Origin of the sequence: Yoonia sp. SDW83-1 (genome assembly GCF_046762885.1) — a bacterium.
Taxonomy (GTDB): Bacteria; Pseudomonadota; Alphaproteobacteria; order Rhodobacterales; family Rhodobacteraceae; genus Yoonia.
The window spans coordinates 1-11,923 of the sequence record NZ_JBKQXO010000001.1; the positions used below are offsets into that span (position 1 = coordinate 1).

The 11,923-nt window shown below is 56.7% G+C and carries 9 protein-coding genes and 1 pseudogene; 5 read left to right on the plus strand and 5 right to left on the minus strand.

The window, feature by feature from the left end; translation table 11 throughout:
* A pseudogene (locus ACFWW4_RS00005) lies at positions 1-1,356 on the plus strand (IS1182 family transposase); the annotation flags it as partial.
* Positions 1,357-1,849: 493 nt separating this feature from the next.
* Here ACFWW4_RS00005 and ACFWW4_RS00010 read toward each other — a convergent pair.
* Entirely contained in the window at positions 1,850-2,245 is a 396-nt protein-coding gene (locus ACFWW4_RS00010; RefSeq protein ID WP_411888980.1) for a hypothetical protein, read from the minus strand.
* 92 nt (positions 2,246-2,337) lie between these two features.
* The gene (locus ACFWW4_RS00015) at positions 2,338-5,679 is read right to left on the minus strand and encodes a M10 family metallopeptidase C-terminal domain-containing protein (RefSeq protein ID WP_411888981.1); all 3,342 of its coding nucleotides are present in this window, start codon (positions 5,677-5,679) and stop codon (positions 2,338-2,340) included.
* Positions 5,680-6,848: 1,169 nt separating this feature from the next.
* Here ACFWW4_RS00015 and ACFWW4_RS00020 point away from each other — a divergent pair.
* Positions 6,849-7,112, plus strand: coding sequence for an Imm7 family immunity protein (locus ACFWW4_RS00020; RefSeq protein ID WP_411888982.1), 264 nt, complete (start codon positions 6,849-6,851; stop codon positions 7,110-7,112).
* A 100-nt stretch (positions 7,113-7,212) separates the two neighbouring features.
* On the opposite strand, the gene kynU is transcribed toward ACFWW4_RS00020, so the two are convergent.
* Genes kynU through ACFWW4_RS00035 form a run of 3 tightly spaced genes read right to left on the minus strand, consistent with a single transcriptional unit; the run spans position 7,213 to position 10,018 of the window.
* Positions 7,213-8,415 carry a kynureninase gene (gene kynU, locus ACFWW4_RS00025; protein ID WP_411888983.1) on the minus strand — a complete coding sequence of 401 codons (1,203 nt, stop codon included), beginning with the start codon at positions 8,413-8,415 and terminating at the stop codon, positions 7,213-7,215.
* The gene (locus ACFWW4_RS00030) at positions 8,415-9,248 is read right to left on the minus strand and encodes a tryptophan 2,3-dioxygenase (RefSeq protein WP_411888984.1); all 834 of its coding nucleotides are present in this window, start codon (positions 9,246-9,248) and stop codon (positions 8,415-8,417) included. The genes kynU and ACFWW4_RS00030 overlap by 1 nt, the downstream gene beginning before the upstream one ends.
* Positions 9,245-10,018: a GntR family transcriptional regulator gene (locus ACFWW4_RS00035; RefSeq protein WP_411888985.1), complete on the minus strand. Its 774-nt coding sequence runs from the start codon at positions 10,016-10,018 to the stop codon at positions 9,245-9,247. Before ACFWW4_RS00035 ends, ACFWW4_RS00030 begins: the two co-directional genes overlap by 4 nt.
* A 139-nt stretch (positions 10,019-10,157) precedes the next feature.
* On the opposite strand from ACFWW4_RS00035, the gene ACFWW4_RS00040 reads away from it, so the two are divergent.
* From ACFWW4_RS00040 to ACFWW4_RS00050, 3 genes are all read left to right on the plus strand, one after another.
* On the plus strand, positions 10,158-10,286 hold the full coding sequence (locus ACFWW4_RS00040) for a mannonate dehydratase (protein WP_411888986.1): 129 nt from the start codon (positions 10,158-10,160) through the stop codon (positions 10,284-10,286).
* A 231-nt stretch (positions 10,287-10,517) separates the two neighbouring features.
* The gene (locus tag ACFWW4_RS00045; RefSeq protein ID WP_411888987.1) at positions 10,518-11,666 is read left to right on the plus strand and encodes an aromatic ring-hydroxylating oxygenase subunit alpha; all 1,149 of its coding nucleotides are present in this window, start codon (positions 10,518-10,520) and stop codon (positions 11,664-11,666) included.
* 5 nt (positions 11,667-11,671) lie between these two features.
* Complete coding sequence (locus ACFWW4_RS00050) at positions 11,672-11,923, plus strand: hypothetical protein (protein ID WP_411888988.1); 252 nt, start codon at positions 11,672-11,674, stop codon at positions 11,921-11,923.

Below are 11,923 nucleotides of genomic sequence, written 5' to 3' on the forward strand. Positions count from 1 at the left end.
GATCATGTTCCGCAAGATCATCTGCTGAGATCGATTGACCGGTTCGTGGACCTGGACGGCATTCGGCCCCATCTTGCAGACTTCTACAGCCACACAGGGCGTCCGTCTGTCGATCCTGAACTGCTGATCCGCATGCTGCTGGTTGGGTATTGCTTCGGCATCCGATCCGAACGGCGGCTCTGTGAAGAGGTCCATCTGAACCTCGCCTATCGCTGGTTCTGCCGTCTTGAATTGAGCGACCGCATCCCTGACCATTCAACCTTCTCGAAGAACCGACATGGACGCTTCCGCGAGAGTGAACTGCTGCGCCATCTGTTCGAGACGACCGTTGCGAGATGCATCACCGAAGGTCTAGTGAGTGGACAGCGTATGGCTGTTGATGCTAGCCTGATCGAAGCCGACGTGAACCGGCAGTACTCTGCTCCAAAAGAAGAATGGGACCCGGCGCGTGTCGATGTGGACGCTGCACCACGAACTGTTCGCGAGTATCTCGACACGCTGGATGAGGCCGCGTTTGGTGCTGCCAGCGAGGTATAGCCCAAGTTCACCTCGCATTCTGACCCGGCCAGTCAATGGACAGCGGCCCGCAAGGGTGAGCCATTGGTCCGAGAGACAATGGCGAACGCGTTCTTCAGCTATTCCAACAATTACCTGATCGATACGGATCACGATGTTATCGTCGATGTCGAAGCGACTAGATCGATCCGAGAGCCCGAGGTGGGATCGACGAAGACCATGCTGAACCGGGTCAAAGACAAATTCGACCTGCACCCGGAGCGGCTGATCGTAGACACCGCCTACGGATCGGGTCCGATGCTGGGCTGGTTAGTGAAGCGCAAGATAGCGCCGCATATCCCGGTGATCGACAAAGCTGGCCGGGCCGACGGCACATGGTCCCGCGCCGACTTCGAATGGGACGCTGAGAACAACCAGTACATCTACCCCGAGGGCGAAGTGCTCAAGCAATTCCGTCGGAACTATTCCGACCCCAATCGCGGGCCGGCCGGGAAAGGCGTTGCCAAGTATCAGGCGCTCAAACACACCTGTAAGGCGTGTCCATCTAAACCCCAATGCTGTCCCAAGGTAGACTGCCGCAAGATCACCTGCGAAGAGCATGAGGATGCCCGCGATGTCGCCCGCGCCATCCGCAAAACATCCCAGTACAAGGTCTCATCCAGGCTGCGGAAGAAAGTCGAGTTGCTCTTCGCCCATCTCAAACGCATTCTGGGCTTGGGACGGCTTCGATTACGAGGGCCTTGCGGCGCAAATGACGAATTCCTCCTTGCCGCCACCGCCCAGAACCTCCGCAGACTCGCCAAGATCTTTCCTGCACCGCAGCAAACGCGAAAAGCTTGATCAGAAAGTCGCTGGCGCCATCTTCCCGACAGCACTTTCTGTGTCATCAACACGTTGTTTTTTCACAGAATCGGCTCTTTCCCGACTTTAGCCGCGCGGGTTACGGATCAAGGCAATGCGGGACGAAACCGACCTTCGCTTTATTCGCGCCAACGGCTGGTTCTTGCGCTTCGCGACACCAGCGACATCCGCCGGATCAACTCCCAGAATTTCTGAAAACTGAGACTTGCCGGTCTTAAGAGTTGGTTAAAGGACAAGAGTAGGTCACGGTTCTGATCACGAGCCGAGTCTCATTAATTCAGTCTCAGCATATACGACATCCGACATGACTTGTCGGCGTTCTTAAATGGTGAGGTTCCAAGTTTGATGGATTGCGCTCTGCCGCTACGCTGAGTCAGTATATTGCGGATAAGGTTACACCAATCCCAGAGACTTCTGAGTAGGACGACCAAGTCCGAGTAACCTAGTTTCATTACCGGATGGGTTTACGCCCCTAATACATGACTGTGTTGAGCGTGATAGAAACAGGTGAACCGGTCTTGGAAATTGCACTGCCGCGCGCGAGGAGCCAGCCGTCCTCACGCTCGAGACGTGCGATGATTTGCAAAGGTCCCACACTTGCAGGTGGCGAAAAGGAAAAAGCGATCGTTTTTGCCCCTCCATCACTTTTAACCTGCGTTTGAGCGGTAGGATGTCGGGTTTCGTTTGGCAGCGCGGAATCCTCAGAATAAATTTCGATCTCACCTTGGGGGATTTTGGCGCCGCCTTCGAAATCGACTGTGCCTCGGATTTCCGTCGATTGCGCCATAGCTGTATCTGCGACCGCTGCGACAGCCGCAACTCCAACTGCCAAGAGTATCCTGCGGCGATTTGTGTGATGATCCGTCATGCATAACCTCCCTTACCGTTCGTTCTTATTTTCGCTCCGGTCGTCAAAGCGGCATCGGGAGGGGCACCATAACGTGCCCCTCCCATATCGCGTCAGACGATGACAAAGTTATCTACTGAAAGACTAAGATTCATACCCAGCTGCGCGAACTCAATGGCGTCAAGCTCTCCGGAGCCATCAGCGTCATAAGACAGCGCCCCGGTTTCGGTATTGTAGATGATGCGGTCGTCGGCATCACGGCTTTCGCCCATTGCGCTACCATAGAACGCGCCAAAGGATAGGGCACCATCATCGCCCAGCTCGGTAAAGATGAGGCTGTCTAGAAGGATCAAATCTTCGGCGACACAGAAATCCCTGATCCTGTCAACATTGTCATCCCCCAGGGCAGTTGTGAAGCGGAACGAATCCTCGCCCGCGCCGCCGACCAGCAAGTCGGCGCCAACCCCACCATCGAGCAGGTCGCTGCCTCTGCCACCAAAGAGCCGGTCATCGCCTGCCTCGCCCGGTTGGGCAGGTGGGGCAGGGAAGTCGACCGATACGTTCAACTCGTATGTCGACCCTTCGGGGATGGCCTCGGTCCAGCCGCCTTCTGTCGATTCAGGTGTCCAGCTGCCTTCGAGAATGTAGTAGGTTCCGGTTTCTTCGACGACGAAAACAGTGCTTGAATCCCTTACGCTTGTGGAGCCGGGGTCGCCGCCGCCATCGTCGTTTTCGGCAACGATATCGCCATTGCTGTCCAGCAACCGCACCCAGCTGTCATGGACGTTGGGATCGGCGATGCCGTCAATGTCGATTGTGATGATCGTACCTGCCGCCAGATCGATACTGTAATACGCACCAAGACCGTTGCCGGTGGCATTGACGGTCGTATGCAGCACAGTTGTTGAATCGAAGATATCCGGATCTTCTGTCAGTGAGAAGTTATCGGAAATGTCGAATGCAGTGGCGATCGAATTGTTCGTAGCGTCCGGCCCCAACGTGGCGTAGCCGGTGCCCAAACCGGGGGTTGGCGGCGCATCGCCCTGATACGCAAAGTCACCAAGCAGCGTGTCATCACCCCCGCCGCCGCGCAGCACATCATCGCCGCCTTGGCCTGTCAGAACATTCGCCGCACGGTCCCCGATCAACCGATCATCAAAGCCCGAACCGGCCAGATTTTCGATAGAAACATAGGTGTCGCCCTCTGATCCGTCGCGCCTGAGATTGAGCCGGACCCCGCTGGTCGCGTCGGCGTAATCTGCCGTATCGCTACCTGCGCCGCCGTTCAGAATGTCGGTACCGCCGCCACCCGTCAGCGTATCATCACCAGAGCCACCGGAAAGTTCGTTGGTCTGGTCGTCCCCGATCAGGTGATCATCATGGAATGAACCGACGACATTTTCGATCTCGGCAAGGATATCGTTCCGGATCACAGTGCCGCGTCCGACGATTTGCGCCGGGCCGGTTGCGTCGCCGCCACTGGCCGTCCCGTTGGCAAGATCCACGGTCACGCCAGCGGAACTGCCAGCGTAAACAACCGTATCAATGCCATCGCCGCCATTCATGTAGTCCTGACCGGACCCGCCGATGAGTATGTCATCGCCATCTTCGCCATACAGGATGTCGCCATCATTGCCGCCGTCCAGCACGTCATTCCCGGCGCCGCCGTTGAAATAGTCACCACCGCCCTGACCCCAGAAATGATTGTCCGATGCGTTCCCGACGAAACGGTCAATCCGGTCATCCGACCCAATCAGGTTCTCGATGCTGTAGAATGTATCGCCCGAGGCTGTGCCACCACTGGCCACATTCGTTTCAAGATTGACAAGCAGTTGGAACGGGCTTTCCCGGCTGTAGTCAACAGTATCGCTGCCATCGCCGCCTATGAAGACGTCGATGCCGTCTTGACCACTGAGCGTATCGTCGCCGTCGCCACCGTTGAGGATATCATTGCCCTGGCCGCCAAGGATGGTGTCGTTACCAGCACCGCCATAAAGCGTGTCGTTGCCGTCATCACTTTCGGTTTGGTCTTCAAGATCCGCGATCGCAATCGTATTGTTGATATCGCGACTGGCGAGTGAGTCGGCACCGCCGATGATGAAATCGTCACCGCCCATCCCAAAGATTGTGTCGTCACCGGCACCCCCTTCAAGGACCTCACTGCTGCCATCCCCGATGATGATGTTGGTCAGGGTGTTGTCGCCAGCACTGGGTGGCGTTTCACCGCCACCATTGTCCGGTTGGTAAGGCGTTCCATTGGTATAGATAATGTTTTCAACATTATCGACGTTCCCAATGTCAATATCACCAGACAACACGATGATGGTGTCGTTCCCGCCGTCTTCCTCCTCGTGCACGATATCGTCGATTGAATCGACAAAATAGACATCGTCACCGCCATAGCCCGCCATGCGGTCAGCACCGCCACGGCCATCCAAAACGTTATTTCCGTCATTGCCGATCAAGATATCGTCATGGCTGCTGCCGATGCCGTTTTCGATATAGTATTCGGTCTCGTCAGCGTTATGGCCGGCAAAAATCGATACATTGTTGTTGTGACCATTGACGCTAGAAAACTGCCCGGCGCGCAAATCAAGGATCGTGTCTGCGGTAGATCCAGAGAAATCAATTGTGTCGGTGCCACCCGTGTCGTGGATCACAAAACCGATGTCACGCTGCATGCCCGTTGAGGTCAGCGCATACCCATATTCGGTACTGTTGAAGCCATAGACGGTGTCCCCGGTTTGGAGGTTGATGGTCTCGTAGGTCCGCACCCCGTTCTCATCCACCTCCGAGAAATAACGACGGATCGTCGCCTCAATATCGGCCATCATGGGGGTGGCTGCCGACCATCGGCTTTCTTCACCAACGTCAATGCCGTCAAAATAGGACATGACACTGTACTGCTGGCGATCAAAGATCCAGGTGGCGTTGTTAAGATAGTTGATCTGCACGCCGCCCGGGCCGCTGTAATTGTATAGGCCGGGGTGGTTCAGACCGAATTCATGGCCAAATTCGTGAACGAAGGTGTCAAACACGTAACCACCGATATCCGTCAGGTTGGGTTCGGTGTCGTGGAAACGTTGGCCCACGCTGACATAGCGGTTGCTGGAAAACGCGCTGCCATCACTGGGCTCGCCAATTTCCGGGCTGACGATCTGCATCCAATCCGTGTCGGGATCGAAGGGGGTGTCATAGACTATTTCGAATTGGAGTGGTGTGACAGAAGCCCACATCTGCAAGGCGCCAACTGCGGCGGCCTGATAATCGGTATGGTTGGCAAGCTCTGAGACATTGATCCTCATAGGCTCCGCCGCGACCTCTGGCGTTAGGCTTCTGGGCAATGCCCCCAAATAGTCGAGATAGGCTTCGTAGTCTTCGCTTTTGCCAAATGGATTGTCCGGTGTTTGGTCATTGACCCACCATTCTTCGTTTGTCTGGATTGGAGACGGCATCTTTGGGAACCCCCTGTGGTACAACCTGAGATATTTTCGGCTGAACGGTTTTTGTGCTGCCAACTACCGACAGGTGTCTTGCAGACGGCCTGTTGTACTTATCACCCTTGATCATAATGCTGTGATGTCGCGAGTGTGTCTACGGCTCTGAAAAAGGAAGTGTTTATTATTCTATCATAAAATCAATGTGTTAATATGTTGAGCGGGTCGATAGGCTGAAATCAGCCTGATAACTCCTACCATAAACTGGCCGGCGCGGGCATCTGCCACTCAAAGAACCAGTGAAATTCACAAACGCGTTCTGCATCGAGAATCGCAATTGCTACGCCTCAACCCAGAGGCGATATTTCTCTGGTGATACCGGCAGGTGTATGAATAGCTTGCCTATCATGATGCCGCCCGTCAGATTCATCTAATGAAGGCCCTAGGGCCGCCCAATTGGGCTAAGATGCCGAAACGCGACCGTACAAGCCAAAGATCCGCTTGATGACGTGCAATCGATCGCACTGAACTCGATATCTTCGTGGTTGATGAGCTGACTAGAGAGTCTATTGGTCGACCATACGAGGTTGTGTAGGGCGTCATCGCCCAGGATCCTCGCCAACAAGGAACGCCCTCTCACGTCTTGGCAAAGCACGAAGACTGCGGATGAAAGTCATGGTGCGGAGGTTGTCCTTCATTTCACGTCTGTAAAGCAGCCAAAACCGACAATGTGAAATGTGTCCTTGCCGATATCGATGCCTATCGACATCATCTCATCAAAGTCTTTCTTCGCCATGCTACTTCTCCTAGTCTACAGGTGAAATAGGCTCAGCCTAACCTGCTGGGAGAAGCAGCCGGTACATCCCATTACCGGACCTTGAACACTCGACCCGGATGCTGCATAGGCACCCGACTTTGCGGTCATTCGCTGCGTGTGCGAAATCTGGAGTTAGGTGAGCTCACAGTCGGCGGGACTTAGCTGCCTTCCAATACCGATGAGCTTTGAGTAGCTAGGCTTTCATACTAAATACTTAAGAGCGAATTGGAGATCAGATGGTCGAACTGCATGGCTGGTTCACGATCCGAGAAGCGTTTCGAGAGGGAGACGAAGCGGACGAGATGCTCTCTGATGCCATTTCTATCATTGAAAAAAAGTAGAAGGCATCAATGGCTTTAATCTGTTTGCAATGGTGCTTTCCCAGAATAGAGCCCGTAACCTCTTGATTAATGGAAATTTCAACCACCTCGACAGTCGTTGGAATGAAGTCAATGGCCTTGTGGCACTCGTCGCCGATGTCGCCCCCGGATCATTTGGTGTTCTGCACTCTTACAATGATGAGGACGAGTGCAGGTTGGACAATCAGTTTCAAGCATTGTTTATTAAGAAAGGCAAAATCCAAACGGCATTGGAGCAGAAACTTTCACCTGTGTTCGACGAACTAGGGGAGTAGCTTTGGGCTCAAAGCCGTCATTCGTTTCGCGGATCATCATGATTTATTTTTTGGTCTTAGGTCCCCAGTCAGAACACCCGTATTGTCCCACTCGACCCGCTCACGTCACCCGCCCCGCCTTCTGATACGCCGGATCGTCCCAGAGCCGGTTGTCCAGTACATCGGCCAGAACATCCACCGCCCGCCGCACGTCGTTTTCGTCGATATAAAGCGGGGTGAAGCCGAAGCGCATCACGTTGGGTGCCCGGAAATCGCCGATCACGTCCCGTGCGATCAGGGCCTGCATGGCGGCATAGCCGTGTTCGAACGCGAATGACACTTGCGACCCCCGCATCGCCGCGTCGCGCGGGCTGTGCAGGGTCAGGGCGGGGCAGCGGGACTCAACCTCTGCGATGAACAGCTCGCACAGGGCGATACTGCGGTCGCGCAGGTGCTGCATGTCGATGCCGTCCCAGACCTCCAGCGCGGCCTCGAGCGCGGTCATCTGCAACACCGGCGGCGTGCCGACCCGCATCCGTTCGATATCGCGGGCCGGGCGATAGGATGTCTCAAAAGCAAAGGGCGCATCGTGCCCCAGCCAGCCGGATAGGGCCGGTCTGATGTCATCCACGATATCGGGCCTTGCGTAGATGAACGCCGGCGCACCGGGGCCGCCGTTGAGGTATTTATAGGTGCAGCCGACCGCGAATTCGCAGGCGCAGGCGGTCAGATCAACGGGCACTGCGCCGGCGCTATGGGCCAGATCCCACAGCATCACCGCCCCCGCTTCATGGGCCGCTGCGGTGATCGCCGCCATGTCATGCAGCCGACCGGTGCGGTAATCGACCTGTGTGATCACGGCGACGGCGACGTCATCTGTCATGGCTTCCGCGACCTGTTCAGGGGCCACGATCCGCAATTCATAGTCGCGATCCAGTTGGGCGATGAGCCCTTCGGCCATATAAAGGTCAGACGGGAAATTGCCACTGTCCGACAGGATCACCCGCCGGTCCGGGCGCATCTGTACCGCCGCCGACAGCGCCTGATAGACCTTGATCGACAAAGTATCGCCCATCGTCACCGACCCGTCAGGTGCGCCGATCAGACGGGCCACCATATTGCCCACGCGCATCGGCTGGCCCATCCAATCATCAACGTTCCAGCCCTTGATCAGGTGCTGGCCCCATTCATCAGTCACCATGGCGGACAGCCGGTCATGCACCCCTTTGGGCAAGGGCCCCAGTGAATTACCATCGAGATAGATCATCCCATCGGGCAGGACGAATTTCTCCTTGATCGGCAGGGTCACACCAACATCTTTCATCATAACCGCCCTCGCATGTTCCAGAGTTCTGGGAAAAGCTCGACCTCGAGCATCTTACGTAGGTATTTCACACCGGATGTCCCCCCGGTGCCCCGTTTGAAGCCGATGATCCGTTCGACGGTTGTGACGTGATTGAAGCGCCAGCGTCTGAAGTAATCCTCCAGGTCGACCAGCTTCTCGGCCAGTTCATAAAGGGTCCAGTGATCGCGGGGCGACTGGTAAATCGTGGTCCAGGCGGCCATCACCGCGTTGTCATGCTGATGCGGCTGGTCCATGCGGTAAATCTTTGGGTCAAAACGGGTGTCGAGCCGCGCTGCAAGCTTGTCCAGCACCACGTGATAAAGCGACCGGGTCCGCAATTCCTGTTCCAGCATGTGATGCAGTTCGGGCCGGTGTTCATGGACTTTCAGCATGGCCCGGTTGCGATTGCCCAGGATGAATTCGATCAGGCGATACTGGTGCGACTGAAACCCCGATGACGCGCCCAGCTTGTCCCGAAAGGCGGTGTATTCGCTGGGGGTCATGGTGCGCAGCACGTCCCAGGCATTGTTCAACTGGTCAAAAATGCGCGAGACGCGGGTCAGCATCTTGAAGGCCGGTTGAAAATCATCGGCGATCAGGGCGATGCGGGCGCTGGATAATTCATGCAGGGCCAGCCGCATCCACAGCTCGGACGTCTGGTGCTGGATGATGAACAGCATCTCGTCATGGGCGTCGGACAGCCGGTTCTGCGCGCCCAGGATCGGATCAAGCGACAGGTAATCGGCGTAGCTCATGTCGCGGGCAAAGGACATTTGCGCGCCGTCCCCCGCCGGATCATAGGCGTCGGTCACGCGCTGGCCTCGTTTGTGGGGTGCCGCAGGAGCGTGCCGACGGGCGTTTCGGCGGGCAGCAGTTGTATCAATTCCTCAAAAGCCTGGATCGACAGGTTGGCATGTGCGCGGAACAGCTCTGCAGCGGCATCGGTATCGCGCGCCAGTGCTGCATCATGCAGTGCGGTGTGCGGGGCCAGTTCCATCGCCTTGGAAAATGTTGCCGCTGCGGTCGACGCCTGTGCCGGCTGCGTGACTGACATGTCCCGCAGACCATTCTGGATGAACAGATGATAGCGCCCCAGCTGATCGCCCAACTGGTCGCAGAAACGGTGCATCCAGACCGATGGCGCACCACTGATCAACGCCCGGTGAAACGCCTCGTGCCGCTTGGTCCATTGCGCCAGGTCCTCGGGCGCCTGCAGGACAGAGGGGAATGGTGTTTTGGATAAATGGTGGTAGGACCCCACAACCGCCGCTTCCCATGTGTCGCGGCCTTGTCTGATGGAGTCGACGAAAAGCGCGCCTTCGATGGCATTGCGCGCCTGCTCGAGGTCAAGCAGGTCCGCGCGCGACAGAGGTGCCACGCGAAACCCCTTGTTATGTTCGATCACCACCAGCTTTTCCGTGGTCAGCCGGTTGAGGCATTCGCGCAGCGGCGTCAGCCCGATCCGATACCGTTCTGACAGGGTTGGCAAACGCAGCGGCGCCCCCGGTTCGAGATCAAGCGAAAGAATATCCTGGCGGACCGTCTGATAAAGACTATCTGATTTAGAACGGGTCGTGGGCATGGCGATTCACCTATTTTCGTATTTGATATTATTTATTAGATACGAAAAAGCAAATCATATATGATGTTGTGGATAGCTGTATCGCAATTTGTCAGGACAGTTGCGACCGTCATCGCCAGACCAAGACAAAGGCGGGACCATGCATCAGACCCGGCGCTGGTTCGGACCAGCCGATCCCATCGCTATCCAGGACCTTTTGCAGATCGGTTTGCAGGGCGTTGTGCCCGCGCTGCATCATATCCCAACCGACCACGTACGGACCGCATAATGAACGCCGTTGACAGCCCCGCAAACGGTATCACGTTCTGCGGCGGGGTGGGATGCCGGGCTATCCGCTGATCAGGCGGATGCGCGGACTCGCCGAACTGCGCGGGATCATGGCGGCCCTGTCCTAGCCCAAAGGCGACAAATCGGGGCTACCAATCGTCGTTATGCGCCAAATGAAATCGCCCGCTTGCACGCATAATGGCAGCGTTCCTTCAGTGCGGGAGGTTGCCCCATGAACAAACACGATCCGCTTGCGTCGGTCATGGCGCCCGTCAATGTCGCCAATGGCCTGCCCAATGCGCATTACATTGACCCAGACGTTTTCGAGGCTGAAAAACATGCCGTCCTGTTCCGGAACTGGGCCGGGATCGGGTTTGAAAAGGACGTGCCGGAACCGGGCGATGCAATGCCCGTCAGTTTTGTCGGTATGCCTCTGCTGATCCTGCGTGATCGCAACGGCAAGGTTGGCGTTTTCCAGAACACCTGCCGGCACCGGGGCATGATCCTTGTCGACAAACCCGGCAAGATCAGGGGCGCGATCCGCTGCCCTTATCACAGCTGGTGTTACGATCTGGACGGCACGCTAAAATCCACGCCCCATGTGGGCGGGCCAGGGCAGAACCGGCACGACGATATCGACATGAACGCCTTGGGCCTGATCCCCATCCCGTCCTATATCTGGCAGGGCGTCGTATTCGCCAATATCGACGGCACCGCCCCGGATTTCGAGGTCGCCCATGCCCATCTGCTGGATCGCTGGCGCGAATTCGACCAGCCGCTGCATCTGGGCGGCGATGTGTCCTATTTCACGCTGGATGTGCAAACCAACTGGAAACTCGCGGTCGAAAACTACTGCGAAAGCTATCACCTGCCTTGGGTCCATCCCGGCCTGAACAGCTATTCCCGGCTTGAGGATCATTACAATATCGAAGAACCTGGCCTTTATTCTGGTCAAGGGACGCTGGTCTATCGCCAGTTGAAAAGCGAAACCGGCGAGGCAATGCCGGACTTCCCCGACCTCAGCGAAAAATGGAACGAGGGCGGGGAATATGTCGCGATCTACCCCAACGTCCTGCTGGGCGTGCAGCGCGACCATACCTTTGCCATCGTGCTGGAACCGCAGGGCTGTGAAAAGACGGTCGAACATATCGCGATTTTCTATGCCGTGCCCCCCGCCGACACGCCGGACCTTGACGCCCTGCGGACCAAGAACGCAACCCAATGGCGCGGTGTCTTCGAAGAGGATGTGTTCGTCGTCGAAGGCATGCAAAAGGGGCGGCACGGCCTGCATTTCGATGGCGGTCGGTTTTCCCCGGTGATGGATGGCCCAACCCATAACTTCCATCATTGGGTGGCCAGCCAGATGACAGCCGGACGCTGACAATCGTGGATCGCGACTCGCTGGATGCCGGTCTGCTACAGGCCCATGCCGATCATGACTTACCCGGGCTCATCGACCTATACACGCAGGCCGCCGATCAGGCCGAGGCTGCGGGCGACATCAACGCCGCCTGCTTTTTCCTGACCCAGGCCTTCGTTTTCGCGCTTGAGGATGGCGCGCGCGAAGCCATCACCCTGAACCAACGGCTTGTCACCCATGGCCGCGCCCACCCGATCACAGGACCCTGCCATGACTGA